The organism is Streptomyces sp. YIM 121038, from assembly GCF_006088715.1.
Lineage (GTDB): Bacteria > Actinomycetota > Actinomycetes > Streptomycetales > Streptomycetaceae > Streptomyces.
On record NZ_CP030771.1, the window covers coordinates 8,129,952 to 8,154,865 of the forward strand.

The 24,914-nt window shown below is 73.1% G+C and carries 11 protein-coding genes; 8 read left to right on the forward strand and 3 right to left on the reverse strand.

Features of this window, described 5'->3' with window-relative positions; genetic code table 11:
- Window positions 1–91: 91 nt before the first annotated feature.
- Entirely contained in the window at window positions 92–12,823 is a 12,732-nt protein-coding gene (locus tag C9F11_RS48945; RefSeq protein WP_138963073.1) for a type I polyketide synthase, read from the forward strand.
- A gap of 156 nt (window positions 12,824–12,979) precedes the next feature.
- Here the strand turns inward: C9F11_RS48945 and C9F11_RS34330 are convergent, their stop codons facing one another.
- Complete coding sequence (locus tag C9F11_RS34330; RefSeq protein WP_212767852.1) at window positions 12,980–14,575, reverse strand: glycosyltransferase family 39 protein; 1,596 nt, start codon at window positions 14,573–14,575, stop codon at window positions 12,980–12,982.
- 253 nt (window positions 14,576–14,828) lie between these two features.
- Here C9F11_RS34330 and C9F11_RS34335 point away from each other — a divergent pair, with 253 nt between their 5' ends.
- The 5 genes from C9F11_RS34335 to C9F11_RS34355 all read left to right on the forward strand — a co-directional run bounded on the left by C9F11_RS34335 (window position 14,829) and on the right by C9F11_RS34355 (window position 20,624).
- Window positions 14,829–16,265 (forward strand): class I adenylate-forming enzyme family protein, encoded by a 1,437-nt coding sequence (locus C9F11_RS34335; protein ID WP_138963075.1) that lies wholly within the window; start codon window positions 14,829–14,831, stop codon window positions 16,263–16,265.
- A 64-nt stretch (window positions 16,266–16,329) separates the two neighbouring features.
- Entirely contained in the window at window positions 16,330–17,280 is a 951-nt protein-coding gene (locus C9F11_RS34340; protein WP_138963077.1) for an acyltransferase domain-containing protein, read from the forward strand.
- Window positions 17,280–18,548, forward strand: coding sequence for a cytochrome P450 (locus C9F11_RS34345; RefSeq protein WP_138963079.1), 1,269 nt, complete (start codon window positions 17,280–17,282; stop codon window positions 18,546–18,548). Before C9F11_RS34340 ends, C9F11_RS34345 begins: the two co-directional genes overlap by 1 nt.
- Before the next feature lie 78 nt (window positions 18,549–18,626).
- Window positions 18,627–19,745, forward strand: coding sequence for an agmatinase (gene speB / locus C9F11_RS34350; protein ID WP_138963081.1), 1,119 nt, complete (start codon window positions 18,627–18,629; stop codon window positions 19,743–19,745).
- Between the two features lie 138 nt (window positions 19,746–19,883).
- A complete protein-coding gene (locus tag C9F11_RS34355) occupies window positions 19,884–20,624 on the forward strand; it encodes an alpha/beta fold hydrolase (protein ID WP_138963083.1) in 741 nt (246 codons plus the stop codon).
- A gap of 130 nt (window positions 20,625–20,754) precedes the next feature.
- On the opposite strand, the gene C9F11_RS47620 is transcribed toward C9F11_RS34355, so the two are convergent.
- Window positions 20,755–20,955: a hypothetical protein gene (locus C9F11_RS47620; RefSeq protein WP_171075917.1), complete on the reverse strand. Its 201-nt coding sequence runs from the start codon at window positions 20,953–20,955 to the stop codon at window positions 20,755–20,757.
- A gap of 422 nt (window positions 20,956–21,377) precedes the next feature.
- Between C9F11_RS47620 and C9F11_RS34360 the strand changes: the two genes are divergently transcribed.
- Together C9F11_RS34360 and C9F11_RS34365 are read left to right on the forward strand one after the other, a co-directional pair.
- The gene (locus tag C9F11_RS34360) at window positions 21,378–22,574 is read left to right on the forward strand and encodes a histidine kinase (RefSeq protein WP_171075918.1); all 1,197 of its coding nucleotides are present in this window, start codon (window positions 21,378–21,380) and stop codon (window positions 22,572–22,574) included.
- 10 nt (window positions 22,575–22,584) lie between these two features.
- Window positions 22,585–23,247, forward strand: a complete 663-nt coding sequence (locus C9F11_RS34365) for a response regulator transcription factor (protein ID WP_030689541.1) — start codon at window positions 22,585–22,587, stop codon at window positions 23,245–23,247.
- Window positions 23,248–23,456: 209 nt separating this feature from the next.
- On the opposite strand, the gene C9F11_RS34370 is transcribed toward C9F11_RS34365, so the two are convergent.
- Window positions 23,457–24,737: a histidine kinase gene (locus tag C9F11_RS34370; RefSeq protein WP_138963087.1), complete on the reverse strand. Its 1,281-nt coding sequence runs from the start codon at window positions 24,735–24,737 to the stop codon at window positions 23,457–23,459.
- Window positions 24,738–24,914: the final 177 nt, after the last annotated feature.

Here is a 24,914-nt window from a genome sequence, read left to right on the forward strand (position 1 = left end):
CCGGCCGCCCCCCTCAGCGCGGTTCTTCCGTTACTGCGCGCTTTCTCGACTGCGCGATTTTTCTGTGACTACGCGAACAGGTGAGTTTCCGATGGCGGACCAGCAAAAGCTCCTCGACTACCTCAAGCGGGTGACCGCCGACCTCCACGAGACGCGCCAGCGGCTGCGCGAAGTGGAGTCGGAGGAGCCCGAGCCCATCGCCATCGTCGGAATGAGCTGCCGCTACCCCGGCGGCGTACGCGGCCCCGAGGACCTGTGGCAGCTCGTGGCCGACGGGCGGGACGCGCTCTCCGCCTTCCCCACCGACCGGGGCTGGGACGTCGACGCGCTCGCCGGACGCACCGGCGCCGAGGCCCCGGAGGGCCCGGAGCGCGGTGGCGGCTTCGTCTACGACGCGGGCGACTTCGACGCCGCCTTCTTCGGGATCTCCCCGCGCGAGGCCATGGCCATGGACCCGCAGCAGCGGCTCCTCCTGGAGGCCACGTGGGAGACCTTCGAACGGGCCGGGATCCCGCCCGCCTCGCTGCGCGGCAGCCGCACCGGCGTGTTCGTCGGCGCCACCGCCCAGGGCTACGGACCCGCCCTCATGGCCTCGCCGGACAACGTCGAGGGCTATCTGCTCACCGGTGACGTCTCCAGCGTCATCTCCGGCCGCCTGTCGTACGTGTTCGGCCTCGAAGGCCCGGCGGTCACCGTCGACACCGCCTGCTCGTCGTCGCTCGTGGCCCTGCACCTGGCGGCGCAGGCGCTGCGCCAGGGCGAGTGCGACCTCGCCCTCGCCGGTGGCGTCGCCATCATGGTCACCTCCGGTGCGTTCGCCGAGTTCTCCCGCCAGGGCGGCCTCGCGGGCGACGGCCGCTGCAAGCCGTACGCCGACGCCGCCGACGGCACCGGCTGGGGCGAGGGCGTCGGCGTCCTCGCCCTGGAGCGGCTGTCCGACGCGCGCCGCAACGGCCACGAGGTCCTGGCCGTCGTCCGGGGCTCCGCCGTCAACCAGGACGGCGCCTCCAACGGCCTGACCGCGCCCAACGGCCCGTCCCAGCAGCTCGTCATCCGCCAGGCCCTCGCCGCCGCCCGCCTCGCCACCAGCGACATCGACGCCGTCGAGGGCCACGGCACCGGCACGGTCCTCGGCGACCCCATCGAGGCGCAGGCGCTGCTCGCCACCTACGGCCAGGACCGCCCCGCGGACCAGCCGCTGCTGCTCGGCTCGGTGAAGTCCAACATCGGCCACACCCAGGCCGCTTCGGGTGTCGCCGGTGTCATCAAGATGGTCATGGCGATGCGCCACGGCGTCCTGCCCGAGAACCTGCACACGGACCGCCCGAGTACGCACGTCGACTGGTCCGCCGGAGCCGTGGAGCTCCTGACGGAGGCCCGGGAGTGGGCCGCACGCGAGGACGGCGGCCCGCGCCGCGCGGGCGTCTCCTCCTTCGGCGTCAGCGGCACCAACGCGCACGTGATCGTGGAGCAGGCGCCCGTCGAGGAGCCCGCTGAAGCGGTGGAGCCGGTCGCTCCGGTCACGGCTGTGCCGTGGCTGGTGTCGGCGCGCAGTGCGGAGGCGCTGCGGGAGCAGGCCGAGCGGCTGCGCGAGCACGTCGCGGGCGACCCCGGCCAGGACGCCGTGGACATCGGCTGGTCCCTCCTGTCGGGCCGGTCCGCGCTGGAGCACCGCGCGGTGGTGTTCGGCCGCGAGCGCGCCGACCTCCTCGCGGGCCTGGAGTCCCTGGCGTCCGGCGGCCCCGGAACCCTCGCGGGCTCGGTCGTCGAGGGCCGCCTCGGCGTGGTCTTCACCGGCCAGGGCAGCCAGCGCATCGGCATGGGCCGTGAGCTGTACGAGACGTTCCCGGTCTTCGCGGCTGCCCTGGACGAGGTGTGTGCCCACATAGACCCGTGGATAGAACGTTCGCTCCAGAGCGTGATGTTCGGTACCGACGCGGACCTCCTTGAGCGGACGGGCTACGCGCAGCCCGCGCTGTTCGCGATGGAAGTCGCCCTGTACCGGCTGGCCGAGTCCTTCGGCGTACGCCCGGAGATCGTGGGCGGTCACTCGATCGGCGAGCTGGCCGCCGCGTACGTGGCAGGACTGTGGTCGCTCGAGGACGCGGCTCAACTGGTCGCCGCACGGGGACGGTTGATGCAGGCCCTGCCCGAGGGCGGCGCCATGCTGGCCGCCCAGATCGCGGAAGCCGACGTCCTGCCGCTCCTCGCGGACGTGGCCGACCGCGTCGGCGTGGCGGCCGTGAACGGCCCCGCGCAGATCGTGCTCTCCGGCGAGCGCACGGCCCTCGAAGCCCTGGAAGAGGCCCTGCGCGGCGACGGCCGCAAGGTGAAGTGGCTGAAGGTCAGCCACGCCTTCCACTCGCCCCTGATGGGCCCGGCCCTCGATGACTTCCGCGAGGTCGCGGCCAAGCTGACGTACCAGGACACCGTCCTGCCCGTCGTCTCCAACCTCACGGGCGCGCTCGCGAAGGCCGCCGAGCTGAAGGACCCCGAGTACTGGGTCCGCCACATCCGTGAAGCCGTGCGCTTCCACGACGGCCTCAACGCCCTCACCGACTTCGGCGTGTCGACGCTCCTGGAGCTCGGCCCCGACTCCGTGCTCACGGCGATGGCGCACGACACCCTCACCGACCCCGCCGCGCAGGCGGGCCTGGTCGGCGCGGTGCGCAAGGACCGCCCCGAGCCCGACGCGTTCCTGACCGCCCTCGCCAAGGCGCACGTGCGCGGCGTCACCGTCGACTGGGCGCCGCTGTACGCGCCGGTCGAGTCGCGGCGCCGCGTCGAGCTGCCGACGTACGCCTTCCAGCACCAGCGCTACTGGCCGCGCCCCGCCGTCGGCGGCGTCGGCGACGCGCGTGCCACCGGCCTGAACCCGGCGGACCACCCGCTGTTCGGCGCCGCCGTCGCCCTCGCCGACATGGACGGCTACCTCTTCACGGGCAGGCTCTCGCTCGCCACCCACCCCTGGCTCGCGGGCCACGCCCTCGCGGGCACCGTCCTGCTGCCCGCCACGGCCTACGTCGAGCTCGCCCTGCACGCCGGACACCGCGTCGGCTGCGCGCACCTGGAGGAGCTGACGCTCCAGGCGCCCCTGGTCCTGCCCGAGCGCGGCGGCGTGCAGATGCAGCTCGCCGTGGGCGCCGCCGACGCCTTCGGCCGCCGCCCGGTGAACCTCTACTCGCGGCCCCAGCACGTGTCCGCCGACGACCTGTGGTCCGACGAGCCGTGGCTGCGCCACGCCACCGGCACGCTCGCCCCCGCCCCGGCCGCCCGCCCCGCCGACGCCGACCTCGCGCAGTGGCCGCCCGCCGGCGCCGAGCGGGCCGACACCGAGGCGCTGTACGAGAGCCTGGCCGCCGCCGGGTTCCGCTACGGCTCGGCCTTCCTGGGCCTGCGGTCCGTCTGGCGGCGCGGCGACGCACTCTTCGCCGAGGTCGCGCTGCCAGAGGAGGACCGGGAGGAGGCCGGTGCGTACGGCCTGCACCCGGCGCTCCTCGACGCCGCGCTGCACCCGCTGGGCCTCGGCACCTTCGTGTCCGACACCGAGCAGGGCCGCATGCCCTTCTCCTGGACCGGCGTGTCCCTGCACGCGACCGGCGCGTCCGCGCTGCGCGTGCGCCTGACCGCCGCGGGTACGGACGGCGTGGCCCTCGCCGTCGCCGACACCGACGGGCAGCCGGTCGCCGCCGTGGACTCCCTCGTCCTGCGGCCCATCGCCGCGCCGGACACGGGCGCCGAACAGGGCGGCCGCAACGACTCCTTGTTCCGGGTCGACTGGAGCGTGGTGCCCGCGCCCGCCGCGCCCGCCGGTGGCGCGTACGCCGTCCTGGGCGCGGACGAGCTGGGTCTGCGGGGCGTGCTGGAGGGCGCCGGTGCGACGGTGGCCGGGTACGCGGATGTCGCCGCCCTCGCCGCGGCGGTCGAGGGCGGGGCTCCTGTGCCGGAGTCGGTCTTCGTGACCTGCGTCGGCGGACAGCACGCGGACGGCACGGCCGCGTCGGTGCGCGCCTCCCTGAACAGCACGCTCGGCGTCGTGGGGGAGTGGCTGTCCTTCGAGGGCGGTGAGGACTCCCGGCTGGTCGTGGTGACGTCCGGTGCGGTGGGTGTGGGCGCCGGTGACGTGGTGTCGGCGGAGGGCCTGGTGGACGCTCCGGTGTGGGGGCTGCTGCGGTCCGCGCAGTCCGAGAACCCGGGCCGCGTCACCCTCGTCGACCTCGACGGCACGGCGGCGTCGCTGACCCAGCTGCCCGCCCTCCTCGCGCTCGACGAGCCGCAGGTCGCGGTGCGCGGCGACGTGGTGTGGGCGCCCCGCCTGACGCGCGCGGGCGGGGGCGCCCTCGCGGCCCCGGCCGGTGCGGACTGGCAGCTCGGCGTGACCGGACGGGGCACCCTGGAGAACCTGGCCCTGCTGCCCGTCGCCGAGGACGCCGAGGTGTCCGGCAGCAGGCCGCTGGGCGCCGGTGAGGTGCGCGTCGAGGTGCGCGCGGCGGGCGTCAACTTCCGTGACCCGCTGATCGCCCTGGGCATGTACCCGGGCGACGCGGTCATGGGCACCGAAGGCGCGGGCGTCGTCGTGGAGGTCGGCCCGGACGTCACGGACCTCGCCGTCGGCGACCGGGTCCTCGGCCTCCTGGAGGGCGCCTTCGGCCCGCTGTCGGTCGCCGACGAGCGCATGGTGGCGCGGATCCCCGAGGGCTGGTCCTTCGCGCAGGCCGCGTCGGTGCCGACGGTGTTCCTCACGGCGTACTACGCGCTGCGGGACCTGGCCGACCTCCAGGCGGGCGAGTCGGTCCTGGTGCACGCGGCCGCCGGTGGTGTGGGCATGGCGGCGGTGCAGCTGGCCCGGCACTTCGGTGCCGAGGTGTACGGCACCGCGAGCGCGGGGAAGTGGGACGTCCTGCGGGGCCTCGGCGTCGAGGACTCGCACATCGCCTCCTCCCGGACCCTGGACTTCGAGGCCTCGGTCACCGAAGGCACCGCGGGCCGGGGCGTGGACGTGGTGCTCAACTCCCTGGCCAGGGAGTTCGTGGATGCCTCGCTGCGCCTCCTTCCGCGCGGCGGACGCTTCGTGGAGATGGGCAAGACCGACCTCCGCGACCCCGAGGACATCGCCGCGGAGCACTCCGGAGTCACGTACCGCAGCTTCGACCTGATCGACGCCGGACACGACCGCATCCGGGAGATGCTCGCGGACATCCTCGGCCTGTTCGAGCAGGGTGTGCTGAAGCCCCTGCCGGTGCGGGCGTGGGACGTGCGCCGGGCGCCGGAGGCGTTCCGCTACCTCAGCCAGGCGCGGCACGTCGGCAAGGTCGTCCTGACCCTGCCGCCGGTCCTCAGGGCCGAGGGAACCGTGCTCGTCACGGGTGCTCTGGGTGGTCTGGGGCGGGTCGTGGCCCGGCACCTGGCCGGTGAGCACGGCGTACGGGACCTGCTGCTGGTCTCCCGGCGTGGTGAGGAGGCGCCTGGTGCGGGTGAAGTCCGTGCCGAGCTGGAGGAGTTGGGTGCGCGGGTGCGGATCGCGGCGTGTGACGTCGCCGACCGCGAGGCCCTGGCCGGTCTCCTGGAGGGCGTGCGCGCCGAGCTGAGCGCGGTCGTCCACGTGGCCGGTGTGGTCGACGACGGCATCCTGACCTCGCTCACTCCGGAGCGTCTGGACACGGTGCTGCGTCCGAAGGTGGACGCGGCGGTCAATCTGCATGAGCTGACGGCGGGTCTGGATCTGTCGGCGTTCGTGCTGTTCTCCTCCGCGGCCGGTGTGCTCGGTAGTGCGGGGCAGGCCAACTACGCGGCCGCCAACGCGTTCCTGGACGCCCTGGCCCAGCACCGGCGCGCGCAGGGTCTGCCCGCGACCTCGCTGGCCTGGGGCCTGTGGGCCGACCAGGGCGGCATGGCCGGAGCCCTCGCCGACGGTGACATCGACCGGATGAACCGGGCGGGCGTGGCGGCCCTGTCAGCCGACGAAGGCCTCGCCCTGCTCGACGCCTCCCTCGCCCAGCCCGACGGCGCCCTCGTACCGATCAAGCTGGAACTCGACGTCCTGCGCGGACAGTTCGGGGCCGACGTGCCGCCGCTGTTCCGCGGCCTCATCCGCGCCCAGGTGCGCAGGGCCGCCACCGCCCAGGCGGGCCCGGCGGCCGACGGACAGGAGTCGCTGGCCGAGCGCCTCGCCGGGCTCGGCGCGGAGGAGCGCGAGCAGGCCCTCGTCGACGTCGTCCGGGACAACGTCGCCGCCGTCCTCGGCTACCCGTCGCTCGAATCGGTCGACGCCGCCAAGGCGTTCAAGGAGCTCGGCTTCGACTCCCTGACCTCCGTCGAGCTGCGCAACCGCCTGGGTGGCGCCACCGCGCTGCGCCTGCCCGCCAGCCTCGTCTTCGACTACCCCACGCCGGTCGCCCTCGCCGCCCACCTGGGCGCGGAGCTGCTCGGCTCGCTCCCCGAGACCGCCGCCCCGGCCGCCGCGCGCGGCGGCGCGACCGTCAGCGGCGTGGACGACGAGCCCGTCGCCATCGTCGCGATGAGCTGCCGCTACCCCGGCGGCGTCCGCTCGCCCGAGGACCTGTGGCGCATGGTGTCCGCGGGCGAGGACGGCCTCACCGGCTTCCCCGTGAACCGCGGCTGGGACGTCACCGCCCCGGCGGACCTCGACGGCGGCGACGGCGACGAGGGCCTCACCTACGTCACCACCGGAGCCTTCCTCCACGACGCCGACGAGTTCGACTCCGAGTTCTTCGGCATCAACCCGCGCGAAGCCCTCGCCATGGACCCCCAGCAGCGCCTCCTGCTGGAGACGTCCTGGGAGGCCTTCGAGCGCGCGGGCATCGTCCCCGCCACGGTGCGCGGCAGCGAGACCGGGGTGTTCGTCGGCCTGTCCACCCAGGGCTACTCGACCACGCTGCACGGCGCCGAAGGCGTCGAGGGCTACGTCATGACCGGCGACGCGGCCAGCGTCGCCTCGGGCCGCCTCTCGTACTCCTTCGGCTTCGAGGGCCCGGCCGTGACCGTGGACACCGCCTGCTCCTCCTCGCTCGTCGCGCTGCACCTGGCGGTGCGCGCGCTGCGGCAGGGCGAGTGCACGATGGCGCTCGCGGGCGGCGCCGCCGTCATGCCGACACCCACCTCCTTCGCGGAGTTCAGCCGCCAGCGCGGCCTGGCCCCCGACGGCCGCTGCAAGTCGTTCGCCGCCGCGGCGGACGGCACCGGCTGGGGCGAGGGCGTCGGCATGCTCGTCCTGGAGCGCCTGTCCGACGCCCGCCGCAACGGCCACCCGGTGCTCGCGGTCGTCCGCGGCTCCGCCATCAACCAGGACGGCGCCAGCAACGGCCTGACCGCCCCCAACGGGCCCTCCCAACAGCGCGTCATCCGCGCCGCCCTCACCGACGCGCGCCTCACGGCCGCCGACGTCGACGCCGTGGAGGCCCACGGCACCGGCACCACCCTCGGCGACCCCATCGAGGCCCAAGCGCTCATCGCCACGTACGGCAAGGCACACTCCGACGAGCGGCCGCTGTGGCTGGGCTCGCTCAAGTCGAACATCGCCCACACCCAGGCCGCCGCCGGAGTCGGCGGCGTCATCAAGACGGTGATGGCGATGCGCAACAACGTGCTGCCGAAGACCCTGTACGTGGACGCGCCCACCCCCGAAGTCGACTGGACCGGCGGAGGAGTGGAACTCCTCACCGAGAGCCGGGACTGGCCCGGCCGCACGGACGGCGCACCGCGCCGCGCGGGCATCTCCTCCTTCGGCATCAGCGGCACCAACGCCCACGTGATCGTCGAAGAAGCCCCCCAGGCCCCCCGGGCCCCCCAGGCCGCGCAGGCCCCGAAGCCCGACGCCCCGGCGGTCGCCCCCGGCCTGGTGCCGCTCGCCCTGTCCGGCAAGACCCCGCAGGCGCTGCGGGCCCAGGCCCGACAGCTGCGGGAGCACCTGCTCGCGCACCCCGGCGCCGAACCCGCCGACGTGGGCCTGTCCCTGGCCGTGGCACGCTCCCGGTTCGAGCACCGCGCGGTGGTCCACGGACGCGGCCGGGCAGACCTCATCGCCGCCCTCGACGGACTGGCGCAGGGCGACACGGAAGCCCGCTCCGTCGTCACGGGCCGCGCCCCCGGCGGCACGGTCCGCCCCGTGTTCGTCTTCCCCGGCCAGGGCGCGCAGTGGGCGGGCATGGCCCGTGAACTCCTCGACGGGTCGCCGGTGTTCGCCGCGCGGATGCGGGAGTGCGCCGACGCCCTGTCCGCGTTCGTGGACTGGGACCTCACCGAGGAGCTGGGCGGCGAGAACTTCGACCGCGTCGACGTCGTCCAGCCGGTGCTGTTCGCCGTGATGGTCTCGCTCGCCGCCGTCTGGCAGGCCGCCGGGGTGCGGCCCGCCGCCGTCGTCGGCCACAGCCAGGGCGAGATCGCCGCCGCGTGCGTCGCGGGCGTCCTGTCGCTGCCGGACGCCGCCCGCGTCGTCGCCCTGCGCAGCCGGGCGATCCGCGAGCTGTCCGGCAAGGGCGGCATGGTCTCCCTCGTCCTGCCGCAGGACGAGGCCGAGACGCTCCTCGCCGCCTGGGCCGGACGCGTCGAGATCGCCGTCGTCAACGGCCCCTCCCAGGTCGTCGTCGCGGGCGACCCCGAGGCCCTCGAAGAGCTGGCCGCCCACTGCGCCGAGCAGGGCGTGCGGGCGCGCACCGTCCCGGTGGACTACGCGTCGCACTCCTCGTACGTGGAGCAGATCGAGGCCCGCATCGAGGAGGCCCTGACCGGGCTGAGCCCGCGCGCCGCCGAGATCCCGCTGTACTCGACCCTCACCGGCACGTGGCTCGGCGCCGACACGCCCATGGACGCGGGCTACTGGTACCGCAACCTGCGCCACACCGTCCTCTTCGAGCAGGCCACGCGCGGCCTGCTCGGCGAAGGGCACGGCCTGTTCCTGGAGATGAGCCCGCACCCGGTGCTCACCGTCCCGGTGCAGGAGACCATCGACGCCGTCGCCACCGCCGCGCACACCGGCGCCGTTGCGCTCGGCACCCTGCGCCGCGACGAGGGCGGCCCCGAGCGGCTCCTCACCGCGCTCGCCGCGGCCCACGCGCACGGCGCCGAACTCGACTGGGCGGCGCTGTACCCCGGCGCCGAGACCACCCTCGACCTGCCCACGTACGCGTTCCAGCGCGAGCGCTACTGGCCCGAGCCCGCCGTCGCGGGCACCGGCGACGTGGCCTCCGTCGGCATCGAGGCCGCGGGACACCCGCTGCTCGGCGCCCGGGTGGAGCTGGCCGACGCCGACCAGTACGTGCTCACCGGGCGGCTCTCCCGGCGCACCCACCCCTGGCTCGCCGACCACGCCGTCGGGGAGACCGTGCTCCTGCCCGGCACCGCGTACGTGGAGATGGCGCTGCGCGCGGGCGACGAGGTCGGCTGCGGGCTCGTCGAGGAACTCACCCTCCAGGCGCCCCTGGTCGTCGCCGCCGACGACACCGTCACCCTCCAGGTGTGGGTCGGCGCCCCCGACACCGCCGGACGCCGCCCGCTGACCGTCTCCTCCCGGGCCCAGGGCGCCACCGAGGCCCCCTGGATCCGGCACGCCACCGGCACCCTCGCCGCCGACGCGTACGAGGAGCGGGACCCGGCCCTGACGGCCTGGCCGCCCGAGGGCGCCGAAGCCGTGCCCCTCGACGGGTTCTACGAGGGCCTCGCCGAGGGCGGGCTCGCCTACGGCCCGGCGTTCCAGGGGCTGCGCGCCGCCTGGCGGGACCCGGCGGGCGAGGCCGTCTACGCCGAGGTGCGGCTGCCCGAGAGCGCCCACCGCGACGCCCGCTCCTTCGGCGTGCACCCCGCGCTCCTGGACGCCGCCCTGCACACCGTGGCCCTCGCCCCCTTCGCGGAGGCGGACGGCGTGCGGCTGCCGTTCGCCTGGACCGGCGTCTCGCTGGCCGCGCAGGGCGCGACCGTGCTGCGGGTCCGCGTGCGCCCCGCCGCGTCCGGCGGCGTGGCCCTGCTGTTCGCCGACGACACCGGCGCCCCCGTCGCCCGCGCCGACTCCCTGGAACTGCGCCCGGTCGCTCCCGAGCAGCTGCGCGCGGCCTCCGGCGGCGGCCACCGCGACGCGCTGTTCGGCGTGGAGTGGACGCCGCTGCCCTCCGGCACGGCCGACGCGAAGGACCTGACCTGGGCCACGGTCGGCCCCGACGAGCTGAAGGTGGGCGCCGAACTCACCGCGTCCGGCGCCCGCGTGGACGCCTACGCCGACACCGACGCGCTCGCCGCCGCCCTCGACGCCGGAGCGGCGGTGCCCGACGCGCTGCTCGTCACCTTCGCGCCGGGCCCCGACCCGGACGCGGCCGCCGACGCCACCGCCGCCCAGGCCCGCGCCGCCCTGCACCGGGCGCTCGGCCTGCTCCAGACCTGGCAGGCCGAGCCGCGCCTGGGCGCCGCCCGCCTGGTCCTGGTGACCCGGGGCGCGGTGGCCACCGACGGCGGCGACGTGCCCGACCTGGCGCACGCCGCGGTGTGGGGCCTGGCCCGCTCCGCCCAGTCCGAGCAGGCGGGCGGCCCGGACGGCGCCGGGTGCGTGCTGCTCGACCTGGGCGGCGCCGACGACCGCGCCGACGGCCGGACCGCCGCCGCGCTGCTCGCCCACGGCCTGGCCCTGGACGAGCCGCAGCTCGCCGTCCGCGACGGGGCGCTGCTCGCGCCGCGCCTGGTGCCCGCGACGGCCCCCGCGGCCGTGCCGGACACCCAGAACACCCAGAACACCCAGAACCGCACCCCCGACCCCGAGGGCACGGTCCTGATCACCGGCGCCACCGGCACCCTCGGCGCCCTCGTCGCCCGCCACCTCGTGGCCGAGCACGGCGCACGGCGGCTGCTCCTGACCAGCCGCAGGGGCCCGGACGCGCCGGGGGCCGCCGCCCTCGTGGCCGAGCTCGAAGCCCTCGGCGCCGAGGCCCGCGTGGTCGCCTGCGACGCGGCGGACCGCGACGCCCTGGCCGAGGCCCTGGCCACGGTCCCGGCGGCGCATCCGCTCACCGCCGTGGTGCACACCGCCGGAGTCCTGGACGACGCCCTGGTGGCGTCCCTGACGCCGGAGCGCGTGGACGCGGTCCTGCGGCCCAAGCTGGACGCGGCCCTCCACCTCGCCGAGCTGACGGCCGGGCACGACCTGGCGGAGTTCGTCCTGTTCTCCTCCGCGGCCGCCACCTTCGGCAGCCCCGGCCAGGGCAACTACGCGGCGGCCAACGCCTTCCTCGACGCCCTCGCGCACCACCTGCGCGCCCGGGGCGTGCCCGCCACCTCGCTCGCCTGGGGCCTGTGGGCCGAGAGCAGCGAGATGACGGGGCACCTCGACGAGGCCCGCCGCACCCGCATCTCGCGCGGCGGCGTCCTGCCGCTGTCCTCGGCGGAAGGCGTCGAACTCCTCGACGCCGCCCGCTCCCTCGGCGCCCCGCTGCTGCTGCCCGTACGCCTGGACACGGCGGCGCTGCGGGCGGGCGCGCGCCGGGGCGACGCCGTGCCGCCGCTGCTGCGGCGCCTGGTGCGGGTGTCCGCCCGGCGCACCGCCGTCGGCGCCGCCGCGTCCGAGGCGGAGGCGTTCGCACGCCGCCTCGCCGCGGCCGCCGGCGCCGAGCGCGCCGAACTGCTCGGCGCGCTGGTCCGCGACCAGGCGGCGGCCGTGCTCGGCCACGCGTCCGCCGACCGCGTCGAGGACGAACGCGGCTTCCTGGAGCTCGGCTTCGACTCCCTCACCGGCGTCGAGCTGCGCAACCGCCTGGCGGCCGCCACCGGCCTGCGCCTGCCCGCGACGCTGGTCTTCCAGAACCGCACCCCGAGGGACCTCGCCGAGCGCCTCGCGCACGACCTGGAGCAGGCCCTGCCCCCGGCGGCCGAATCCCCGGCACGGCCCGGGAGCGGCGCCGGGCACGAGGACACGCGTCCGCAGCGGGCCGAGGAAGCGCCGCGGCAGGCCGCCGCGGCGCCCGAGCCGCCCGCGCCCCCGGCGGCGCCCCGGCCCGCGACCGGCCTCGCCGAGCTGTACGACGAGGCCGCGCGGCAGGGCCGGGCCGACGACCTGATCCCGCTCCTGCGGACCATGTCCCAGTTCCGCGCCTCGTTCACCGACGAGGCCGAACTCGGCGCCCCGCGCGCCCCGTTCACCCTCGCGCGCGGCCCGGAGGAGACCGCCCTGGTGCTGTTCACCTCGTACGTCGGACGGTCCAGCGCGTACGACTACGCCCGCTTCGGCGCGTACTTCCGCGACCGGCGCGACGTCAGCGTCATCACACACCCCGGCTTCCTGGAGGGCGAGCTGCTGCCCGCCGACAAGGACGCGCTGGTGCGGCTGCACGCCGACACCGTGCAGCGCCACGTCGGCGACAAGCCGTACGTCCTGTCCGGACACTCCTCCGGCGGCCTCGTCGCCCACGCCGTGGCGCGGGAGCTGGAGCGCCGGGGCGCGGGCCCCGCCGGTGTGGTGCTCGTCGACACCTACGTCGACGAGAAGGCGCTCGGCGACATGGCGGCCGCGATGGGCGAACAGCTCAGCGACCGCTACGACTCGGGGCACGGAACGGGGGACGCCGAAGCCGACGACTGGGGCGACGCCTGGGTGACCGCCATGGCCCGCTACATGTTCCTCGGCCTGCTGCCCGAGGAGGTGCGGGCGCCCACGCTCCTGGTCCGGGCGGGGGAGCCGCTCATGGAGTGGACGAAGGACTACGACTGGCGCCCCTCCTGGAAGCTGGAGCACTCCACCGCGGACGTGCCCGGCACCCACTTCACGGTGATGGAGGAGCACTCCCGCACCACGGCACGCGCCGTGGAGGAGTGGCTGGAGCAGCTCTGACCCACCACGAGCAGCTCTGACCCACCACGAGCGGCTCTGACCCGCCAAGAGCAGCTCTGACCCGCCAAGAGCAGCTCTGACCCGCCAAGAACGACGGCCCCGTCCCCACCTTCCGGTGGGGGCGGGGCCGTCCGCGTGCGAGGCGCCGAAGCGCGGTCAGGACAGGTGGCCGTAGTCCTTCCAGATCTCCGACCACGGCTTGTTCCGGCCGTCGAGCACCCACACCGGGACCCCGTCGACGAAGCTCTCGCCGGGGCCGCCCGCCGCCTTCGCGGCCTTCTTCACCGACGAGAAGTACGGCTTCAGCTTCGCGACGTCCCGCCCCACGTACAGGACCGGCCCCGAGGAGTCCGACGGCGCGCCGAAGTACCAGTAGCCGCGGTGGCCGCTGTAGGCGGACGGCAGACCGCGGTCGGCGCCCAGGTGGTCGACGGCGCCCGCCTCCTCGTAGTACTGCGTGACGACGACGGCCCGCTCGCGACCGTCGGCGGGCAGCGTCTTGTACGCCTTCTCGACGGCGTCGATCAGGTGCGGCCAGCGCAGCGTCTCGGCGGTCATCGGGTTGTTGTCGGGCTGCTCGGTCTTCGTCACCTGCGACACCGGATACACCGGAAGCGACAGGGCCACGCACACCAGGGCCGTCAGGGCGACCACCGGCCAGGCGGCCACCCAGCGCCACCAGCGGGCACCCTCGCCGCGGCCGAGCGCGACCGCGCCCGCCGCCCACAGCGGCGCGAACGCGCCCACCACGTACGCGGGACGGCCGCCGGTGACCAGGAACACGGCCGTGAGACCGAGGAACGTCCACGCCAGGAACCGGTACGGCGCGAGCTCCGGCGAGCGGAGCAGCCGCACCAGGCCGTAGACCAGGACGACGGTGAACACCCCGCCGGACAGGACGATCAGATACGGCAGGAAGCCCGCACGGCCGCCCAGGATGCCCTCGTCGGCGAGGACCTTGGACATCTCCAGCTGCGGCCAGTCGTGCCGCGCCTGCCAGATCAGACCCGGCAGCGACGTGACGACGGAGACCGCGGCGCCGATCCACAGCTCCTTGCGGCGCAGCAGCTCGCGCGGGCCGACGACGAACACGGCGACCGCGAGGACGAGCCAATAGCCGACGATCAGATACTTGCCCTGCAGGGCGAGGGCCGTCGCCAGGCCCGTCCACAGCAGCAGCCGGTCCTCGCGGGTGCGCACCCAGCGCACGAGGAGCCAGTTCACCAGCGTCCACAGGAACAGGTCGACCGCCATCGTCGACAGCGCGTGCCCGCTGATCAGGACCGCCGGGGCGAAGCCGTAGGCGGCCGCCGTGAGCAGCTGCGCCCGCCGCGCGCCGCCGAACTCGCGCGCGATGAGCGCCGCGACGAGCACGCCCGCCACGGTGAGGAGCGCGGGCAGCAGCCGCAGCGCGAACAGCGAGCCGCCGGACAGCGCGTCGATCGCCCGGGCGAGCAGCGGAAGGAGCACCGGCTGGTCCGCGTACCCCCAGTCCAGATGCTGCCCGGCCCCCAGGAAGTACAGCTCGTCGCCCTGGAATCCGTACCGCGTGCTGACGAGAAGGAGCGCGAGGCCGGACGCGCCCGCGACCGCCCCCGCCCAGCGGCCGGCGAACTCCGGCAGTTCCGCGGCATTCCGCCGCGCCGCCCCTTCCTTTCCTTCTTTTTCTTCCGGCAGGATCGCGGATGTCTCCTGCCGTTCTTTATCCTGGTCCTCGACCGGTCCCTGACCGGCCTTCGTCCGAACTCCCACCGGGGCCTCCGCGGCTGATGAAGTAGATGGCCTGAAACACGGTCGAAGGTAGTCGCTCGCACGGCCCGTCAGCTTGCCCCTGTGAGCGGCAAGTTGGCTGCTCAGGGGGTGCTAGGGGGAGGATAGGGGTTCTGCGGCGCCCGGGTGCCGCCTAGCTTTTACGCTAGCTCCCCGGCGACTGGACCGGGGCGGGAGAATTGCTCGACCTTTTCGTGCCCGTTGATTCTCAGAACCGGGAAAGGGGGCGGCTTTGATGACACCGAACATCTTCACGGGAGATTCGGCGCGGACCTTCGCTGAATTCGAGCAGGACACCTTGCGGGTCGCGATGGTCCTGCGCGCGGAAGGCGTCAGGCCGGGCGACCGGGTGCTGCTCAAGGCCGGAAACTCGGCGGCCTGGCTGAACGCGTTCTTCGCACTGATGCACGTCGGCGCCTCCATCGTCCTCGTCGACCAGCAGGAGCACGCCCGCGAGACCGCGCGCATCGTCGAGCGCACGCGCGCCCGCCTGTGCCTGTACGACGACGACGCTCCCATGCCCGCGGAGACGCCCGACGCCGTCTATCTGTACAAGCTCCTCGTGGAGGCCTCGGGCCTGGTCCCGACCGAGCCCGCCTTCGACTTCGACGCGTGGTGCGCCCTGCCGGACGGCCTGATCATGTGGTCCTCCGGCTCCACCGGCACCCCCAAGGGCGTGGTCAAGAACGGCGGCCGCTTCCTGGAGAACCTGCGCCGCAACGCCGACCACATGGGCCACGGCCCCGGCGACGTCCTGCTGCCGCTGCTGCCCTTCGCGCACCAGTACGGCCTGTCCATGGTGCTCATCGCCTGGCTCGCCGAGTGCTCCCTCGTCGTCGCGCCGCACCGGCGGCTCGACCGGTCGCTCCTCATGGGCGGCCAGTGCGGGGTGACCGTCATCGACGCCACCCCGGCCACCTACCGCAGCATGCTCAACCTCGCCCGCAGCAAGGCGGACGTGCGCGCCGCCCTCGGTGGCGTCCGCATGTTCTGCAGCGGCGCCGCCCCGCTCGACCCGGCGCTCTCGGACGCGTACGTCGACGCCTTCGGCCAGCCGCTGCTCGACAGCTACGGCAGCACCGAGCTCGGCAACATCGCGTTCGCCACCATCGACAACCCCGTCGCCTGCGGCCAGGTCATGAAGGGCCTGGAGATGACGGTCCAGGACGACGACGGCAACGTCCTCGCCGCCGGGGAGATGGGCGAGCTCGTCGTCAACACCCCCGACATGATGGCCGGTTACCTGGCCGAGGACGGCCGCCTCGACCCGGTCGAGCAGGGCTGGTACCGCACCGGCGACCTCGGCCACCTCGACGCGGACGGCAACCTGTTCGTGGCGGGCCGCAAACTCGCCGTGCACCGCATGGGGTACACGCTCTACCCGGAGATCATCGAGCGGCGGGCCGCCGTCGCGGGCTGCACCGTCAAGGTGATCGCCCTCCCCGACGACGCGCGCGGCGCCGAGCTGGTCTTCTTCGTCGAGGACCCCACGGGCCAGGACGTCACCGAGTGGCGCCGCCGCATCAAGGACGCGCTGCCCTCGTACGAACACCCCAACCGGGTCGTCGTCATCGACAGCTTCCCGCTCAACCGCAACGGCAAGCCCGACCGACGGGCCCTCGAACAGCGGGCGGCGGAGCGGAGCACGGCGGAACTCGCCGCTTCCGTCTGAGCCGCCCTCGGCCAGCACCCCGTACAGACCGCACGACCAGCACAGGACAGACAGAGCGGACACGATGACGACCGACCAGGCACGCAGCGCCGTGGTGTTTCCGGGCATGGGGCCCTCGCGCTTCACCGACGTGGGCAAGTTCATGATGATCGACCCCTTCGTACGGGGGCGCCTCGCCGCCGCCGACGAAGCGCTCGGCCGGTCGGTCCTCGACGGGTTCCGCACCCAGGCGGTGGACTTCGGCGAGTTCGCCCAGGTCGCCTTCTTCATCAACTCGGTGGCCCTCGCGGACCGGGCCGCCGAGACCCAGGGCCTCGCGCCGGACCTCTGCGTCGGCTTCAGCTTCGGCCAGAAGGCCGCGACGGCGTACAGCGGCGCCCTGTCCTTCGCCGAGGCGACCCGCCTGACCTACGAACTCGCCCTGTGCGAGCAGCGGTTCTTCGAGCAGGAGCACCAGGACCTGGTGACGCTCACCATCACCCGCGTGCCCGAGGCGGCGCTCACCGAGGTCCTCGGGGAGCTGGCCGAGCGCGGCGAGTTCCACGAGGTCTCCGGCCGCCTCGACGAGGGCATGCACATGGTCACCCTGCGCGAGCAGGTCCTGGAGTCCTTCCAGCGGCGCATCAGCGCCGCCGGCGGCTACTCCCTGTACTCGATGAAACCGCCCGCGCACTGCCGGATCCTCACGGGCCTGCGCGCCCGCGTCGAGGAGGAGGTCCTCGCCAAGTTCGACCTCGCCGACCCCCAGCTGCCGGTGGTCGCCGACCACGACGGCTCCCTGGTGACGAGCGCGGAGCAGATGCGCACCCTCCTCCTCGACACCTTCGACCACCCCGTGCGCTGGCACCCCGTCGTGGACACCCTGCGCGCCCAGGGCGTGGGCACGGTCCACGTCACCGGGCCCGACCGGCTCATCCACCGTCTCGACGTCACCACCCGCCACTTCGACGTGGTGGCCCTCGGGCCGGAGCAGGCCCTCAGGCCCACCCGGACCGCCTCGCGCAAGGAGCAGTGATGACCACGCTCATGGACAGCAAGTCGGCCGGGTTCAAGTTCAGCGCCAAGCTCGGCGTGACCCGCGCGATCCTGCGCGCCTTCGGCCTCTTCGGCGACCCCTTCACCCATCTGCTCCAGGGCAAGGAGGACCCCTACCCGCTGTATGCGAAGGTCCGCCAGCGCGGCCCCATCCACCGCAGCCACCTGGGCAGTTGGGTCACCGGAAGCCATGAGCTCGGCAGCAAGATCCTGCGCGACCGCACGCTGTTCCTGAACCGCGAGCAGGGCGGCGTACCCGGGCACGAGATGATGGCCGACATCCCCTGGAACAGCTCCATCCTCGGCCTCGACCCGCCCGACCACACCCGCCTGCGGCGGCTCGCCCAGCCCGCCTTCGGCCCCAAGATGATCAGCAAGTACCGGATCTCGGTGGAGAAGCTCTGCCACGGTCTGCTCGACCAGGCCGCGGGGCGCGACTTCGACCTCATCGAGGACTTCGCGGGACCCCTGCCGCTGCTCGTGATCGGCGAGCTCCTCGGCGTCCCCGAGGAGTACCACGAGCGGTTCGTCCGGGCCGGGCGCAAGGTCGGGCCCGTCATCGACGGCGTCAAGTCCCTGAAGATGGCACGGGACTTCCGCGCCGCCGTCGACGACCTCGACCAGGTCTTCACCGAACTGATCGAGCTGCGCGCCCAGGACCCGGGCGACGACCTCATCAGCCGCCTCACCACGGCCCAGGGCGAGGGCAAGCTCAGCACCGAGGAACTCCTCGCCTTCTGCACCGTGCTCGCCGTCACCGGCTTCGAGACCACCACCAACCTCATCGGCAACGCCGTCCTCGCGATGACCGGCGACCGCACGCAGTGGAACCTGCTGCGCGACGACCCCGACCTCGCGCCGCGCGCCGTCGAGGAGACCCTGCGCTACGACTCGCCGGCCCTCCAGGCCCAGCGCGTCCCGCACCAGGACATCGCCCTCGCCGGCCACCACATCCGGGCCGACAGCTCCGTCGTCGTCCTCATCGGCGCCGCCAACCGCGACCCCGAGGTGTACGACGAGCCGGACCGCTTCGACCTCACCCGTGAGGACCCCGCCGAGCACCTGTCGTTCTCCGGCGGCATCCACTACTGCATCGGCGCCCCCCTGGCCCGCATGGAGGGCGAGACGGCGCTGCGCGTCCTGGTGGAGCGCCTGCCCGAGCTGCGCGTCGCCGGTCCCGTGCGGCGCCGCAGCTCGCCCGTGATCAGCGGCTGCACCCGGCTGCCCGTCAGCGGCGCGGCCCGGTAGCGCCGCGAGCCCCCAGACGGCCCGCGCCCTCTCCGGGGCGCGGCGCCGTCGCGTTCCACCCCGTATCCGAGGAGACAGATGAGCGAGACACCCGAGTCCGAGGCCTGGCGGCGGGAGGTCGATCGCTCCACCTTCCCGCGGCGCGAGCCCGGCCCCATCGACCTGCGCCGCTACTACGTCCAGCCGTCCTACTCGGGCGTGCCCACCTTCATGGGCGTCCCCCTCGCCCTCACCCAGGAGGACCTGCGGGCGGGCGAGGTGGACGTGGCCGTGGTCGGCTGCCCCGTGGACGTCTCCAGCGGGCACCGCGGCGCCGCCTACGGCCCGCGCGCCATCCGCGCCGACGAGCGCTACCTGTACGCGACCCCCGAGGGGTTCGTGCACTCCGCGACCCGGGTCAACCCCTTCAACATCCTGAAGGTCGTCGACTACGGCGACGCGGCCGTGGACCCCTTCGACATCACCCGGTCCATGGAGCCCATCCGCGGCCTGGTCCGCGAGATCGCCGAGGTCGGGGCCCGCCCCGTCGTCCTCGGCGGCGACCACTCGCTGCTGTGGCCCAGCGTGGGCGCCCTGTCGGAGGTGCACGGCCGCGGCTCCATCGCCGTCATCCACTTCGACGCGCACCCGGACTGCCACGAGGAGCTGTTCGGGCACCGCGCCACCCACACCACGCCGATCCGGCGCCTCATCGACGAGGAGATGGTGCCGGGGCCCAACGTCATCCAGGTCGGCATCCGCACCATCTCGGGCCCCGACGACCAGCTGTTCAACTGGATGCGCCGGGCCGGGATGCGCTCGCACTTCATGGCCGAGATCGAGCGGATCGGCTTCGCCGCGGTCATCGACAAGGTCATCGAGGAGGCCCGCGCGGTCGCCGACCACGTCTATCTGTCCCTGGACATCGACGTCCTGGACCCGGCGTTCGCGCCCGGCACCGGCACCCCCGAGCCCGCCGGGCTCACCACCCGCGAGCTGTTCACCGCGCTGCGCCGCATCGCCCACGAGACGAACCTGGTCGGCATGGACGTGGTCGAGGTCGCCCCGCACCTGGACGCGGGCTACTCCACCGCGATGAACGCCCGCAGGGCCGTCTTCGAGGCGCTCACCGGCCTCGCCCTGAACCGCATCAAGATCTCCAGCAAGAACTACGCGAACCCGATCGTGGCCGGGGAAGTGCGCTTCCCGCTCAAGTGAGTTGGGGTGCATGCTGTTCACGTGCGTACGGCACGCTCGTGCGCACGCCGTCGAAGGCGGGCTGAGGCCCGCCTTCGGTCTGTTTGCCGCCCTTTCGACCCGTACCGACGCCACCGACGACCTTGGATGGAAACCGTCATGACGACCGCCGCCGACCTGTGGGTCCGCAGCTACCACCCCGCCCCCGACGCCCGCCGCCGTCTTGTCTGCTTCCCGCACGCGGGCGGCTCCGCCAGCTTCTACTTCCCGGTGTCGGCCGCCCTGAGCCAGGTCGCCGACGTGATCGCCCTGCAGTACCCGGGGCGTCAGGACCGCCACACCGAGAAGGGCATCGAGACCATCGCCGAGATGGCGGACCGCATCGCCGAGGCGCTGCGCGGCCACACGACGCTGCCGCTGACCTTCTTCGGGCACAGCATGGGCGCCGTCCTCGCCTTCGAGGTGGCCCGGCGCCTGGAGAAGGACGGCCAGGCCCCCGTGCACGTCTTCGCCTCCGGCCGCCGCGCGCCCTCCCGGTTCCGGCCCGAGAACGTCCACCAGCGCGACGACGAGGGCATCATCGCCGAGATGCGCAAGCTCAGCGGCACGGACCCGCGGGTGCTCGGCGACGAGGAGGTGCTGCGCATGGTCCTGCCGGCCATCCGCAGCGACTACACCGCCATCGAGACCTACCGCGCCGAGGCCGGCGCGCAGATCGGCAGCCCCATCACGGTCCTGGTCGGCGACGACGACCCGCGCACCACGCTCGACGAGGCACGGGCGTGGGAGCCGCACACCCTGGGCTCCTTCGACATGAAGGTGTTCTCCGGCGGCCACTTCTACCTCACGGACCACGCGGCGGACGTGATCGCCGTCCTGAAGGCGCACCTCACGTCGTGAAACGCCACTGGGCGGGGCGGTCACCACGCGTGTGCGACGCGGTGACCGCCCCGCCCAGTCGTATGAGCGGCCCAAAAAGGACCCGGTGGCCAGTTACGGGGGAGAACCGGCCACCGGGAGTCTATGAAATTCAGCTGTGCACGGACTTGCGGGACCGTGAACTCACGCAGAACGCGAGGACGATCAGACCGACAATTCCGATCGCCAGGCTCACCCACGAGGGAGTGTCTTCCGGCAGCAATGCCGTGACACCGAATTTTGTGTCCCAGATGCGCTCAGTCAGGAATGAACCGATTCCCTGAACCGCCAGGACGATGCCGACCCACAGCATGCCGCTCCTCAATTGTTCTGTACGGGGTGAGCACTCTCGTGCTTGTCGCTCCGCTTCCCGGTGTTCCCGCCGGGCTGCCAACAAGACTTATTCAATCGCTTCCGGTACCCGGCGGGGCAGAGGGAAACGTTGGTACCGCTACCGACGAAAGTTGTGACCGGATGACGCGTTCCCCCTCTCGTGGACCTGGTGTGTGCCGGGCCGGGGATGCACGGCCCGACGGCCGCGACCTCGGGCCCGAGGGCCCAAAAGGCGCTAAGAGGGCGTTAAAGCCGCAGGTCAGGAGGGTGGCTGCGGCCTCTGGGCAGCACGCATTAAGCTCTCCACGACCCACACAGCGCGAAGCCGACATGTACGGGGGTGGGCTTGTCGTGCAGCACGTCAGGACGGCCGGAGCACAGCGGACCAAGACGTTCCGTCCAGTGGCGTCCGACCTCATTCTTCTCACCGCTCTGATCGTGGCCAACGTTCTGGTCGCCATCGGCAATGTGGACAACGGCCATCCGCGGTTTGGGCCGTGGGCGGGGTTGGGGTTGCAGGTGGTTGTGGTGGTGGTGTTGGTGGTGCGGCGGGTGTGGCCGTTGTTGGTGTTGGGTGTGGCGACGGTGTCGGCGGTGTTGATGTCGTTGTCGGTGTGGTTGGCGCCGGGGTTGTTGGTGACGTCGGTGGATGGGTCGGGGGTGTGGGTGCCGTTGGCGGCGCCGTTTGCTGCGTATTCGGCGGTGGTGTATTCGTCGCGGCCGCGGGGTGCGTGGGTGTTGACGGGTGTGTTGACGGTGGTGGCGACGCGGTTGTGGGAGTTGTCGTTCGCGGTGGCGGCGTCGGGGGTGTTGTTGACGGCGGTGCCGGCGTTGTTGGGGATGTATGTGGCGGCGCGGCGGGGGTTGATCGCGGCGTTGACGGAGCGTGCGGAGCGGGCGGAGCGGGAGCAGTTTTTGTTGGCGGAGCGGGCGCGGGCGGAGGAGCGGGTGCGTCTTGCGGGGGAGATGCATGATGTGGTGACGCATCGGGTGTCGTTGATGGTGTTGCAGGCGGGGGCGTTGCGGGTGGTGGCGACGGATGAGCGGGTGCGGGCGGAGGCGGAGGGGTTGCGGGCTGCGGGGTGTCAGGCGTTGGAGGAGCTGCGGGATTTGGTGGGGGTGTTGAGGTCGCCGGAGAGTGCGGCGGGTGTGGTGGGTGGGGTGGGGGATTCTGGTGGGGTGTCGGGTGGGGTGGGTGTGGGTGATTTGGGGTTGTCGGTGTTGGTGGAGGAGTCGCGGGCTGTGGGGGTGGAGGTGGAGTTGAGTGAGGTGGGGGATCGTTCGGTGTCGTCGCCGGTGGTGGCGCGGACGGCGTATCGGATTGTGCAGGAGGGGTTGACGAATGTGCGGAAGCACGCGCCGGGGTGTGGGGTGTGGGTGGAGGTGCGGTATGAGGCGGATCGGGTGCGGTTGAGGGTGCGGAACACGGCGCCGACGGGTGCGGTGGACCGGGAGTTGGCGTCGAGTGGGTCGGGGAGTGGGTTGAAGGGGTTGCGGCAGCGGGTGGAGCTGGTCGGGGGGACCTTCGAGTTCGGGCCCCGCTCCGACGGCGGCTTCCACATCGAATCCGTACTGCCTCTGGATGCGGCCCATGGATAGACTGGTGGGCATGGGGCATGAAGTCGTAAAGGTGCTGGTCGTCGATGACGAACCCATGGTCTGCGCACATTTGAGAACGATCCTGGGATCGGCCGAGGATATCGACGTCGTCGACGCCGCCCACGACGGAGCCGCCGCGGTGGAGGCCGTGATGCGGCATCGCCCCGATCTCGTCCTCATGGATTTGCGGATGCCGGGTGTGGATGGCCTCACGGCTATCGAATGCATCATGAAACTGGACCAGCCGCCGAAGGTCGTGGCACTCACCACATTCGACGCCGATCAGTATGTGATGCGGGCGCTGCGCAGCGGCGCCAGTGGATTTCTGGTGAAGTCGACGCCGCCCGAGGACCTGATCGGCCTCGTCCGGGTGGCCGCCGACGGGCACACGGTGCTCTCGCCCGTGGCGATGCGCCGCATCGTGGCCGCATCGTCCGACGAGGACGCGGCGCGGGAGCGGGCCAAGGCCCTCGTCGGCAAGCTCACCGAGCGGGAGACGGACGTGCTCACCTGCCTCGGCGAGGGCCTGTCGAACGCCCAGATCGCCACGAAGCTGTTCCTGAGCGAGGCGACCGTCAAGGGCTATGTCTCCCGCATGCTCGTCAAGCTGGAGTGCACCAACAGGACCCAGGCGGGCCTGCTCGCGTACGACGCGGGGCTCGTCAGCCGCTGAGCCCCGCGGGCCTGAGCCCCGCGGGCCGCAGGCCCGCATCGGGACAGGGCCCCGGCCCCAGGAGAGCTTTCCCCGTTCCGCCGTACGCAGGAAACCCGCAACCACCCGACCAAGAAGGCCGGAGCCCTCAGGCTCCGGCCTTCTTCTGTCACCCCGGCCCCGGCTCGCCCCGGCCGATACGACGGCCAGGGCGAGCCGCGCAGGTCCCGTCAGCCCTGGCCGACCGTGCGGGGGCGGCGGGGGCGGATCCAGCTGCGGGTCGTGGGGACGTAGATCGGAAGCTCGGATTCGATGTGGAAGCCGCCGTCGGAGCGGGGCCCGAACTCGAAGGTCCCCCCGACCAGCTCCACCCGCTGCCGCAACCCCTTCAACCCACTCCCCGACCCACTCGACGCCAACTCCCGGTCCACCGCACCCGTCGGCGCCGTGTTCCGCACCCTCAACCGCACCCGATCCGCCTCATACCGCACCTCCACCCACACCCCACACCCCGGCGCGTGCTTCCGCACATTCGTCAACCCCTCCTGCACAATCCGATACGCCGTCCGCGCCACCACCGGCGACGACACCGAACGATCCCCCACCTCACTCAACTCCACCTCCACCCCCACAGCCCGCGACTCCTCCACCAACACCGACAACCCCAAATCACCCACACCCACCCCACCCGACACCCCACCAGAATCCCCCACCCCACCCACCACACCCGCCGCACTCTCCGGCGACCTCAACACCCCCACCAAATCCCGCAGCTCCTCCAACGCCTGACACCCCGCAGCCCGCAACCCCTCCGCCTCCGCCCGCACCCGCTCATCCGTCGCCACCACCCGCAACGCCCCCGCCTGCAACACCATCAACGACACCCGATGCGTCACCACATCATGCATCTCCCCCGCAAGACGCACCCGCTCCTCCGCCCGCGCCCGCTCCGCCAACAAAAACTGCTCCCGCTCCGCCCGCTCCGCACGCTCCGTCAACGCCGCGATCAACCCCCGCCGCGCCGCCACATACATCCCCAACAACGCCGGCACCGCCGTCAACAACACCCCCGACGCCGCCACCGCGAACGACAACTCCCACAACCGCGTCGCCACCACCGTCAACACACCCGTCAACACCCACGCACCCCGCGGCCGCGACGAATACACCACCGCCGAATACGCAGCAAACGGCGCCGCCAACGGCACCCACACCCCCGACCCATCCACCGACGTCACCAACAACCCCGGCGCCAACCACACCGACAACGACATCAACACCGCCGACACCGTCGCCACACCCAACACCAACAACGGCCACACCCGCCGCACCACCAACACCACCACCACAACCACCTGCAACCCCAACCCCGCCCACGGCCCAAACCGCGGATGATCCTCCCGGGGAAAGCCGCTCCCAAAAGCGACGAAGACGTTGAGTGCGATGAGTGCGGCGACGAGGATGGTGTCCTGAACGGCGCTGCGGCCCAACCATCGAATCGGCCCTATCACGCGGTCACCCTAACGGCGCCCCCGCGCCGCACACGCACATGTGGTCCATAGGACACATGGGAGCGTACGAAAGTGGGTAGCGCGCCGCCGAAGTTGCAACCTTGGTCGCTTCCACTCCACACGAACCGCTCTGCCTGCTCCGCCGCCCCGCTTGTTTGGCTGGTGTCATCAAGACAG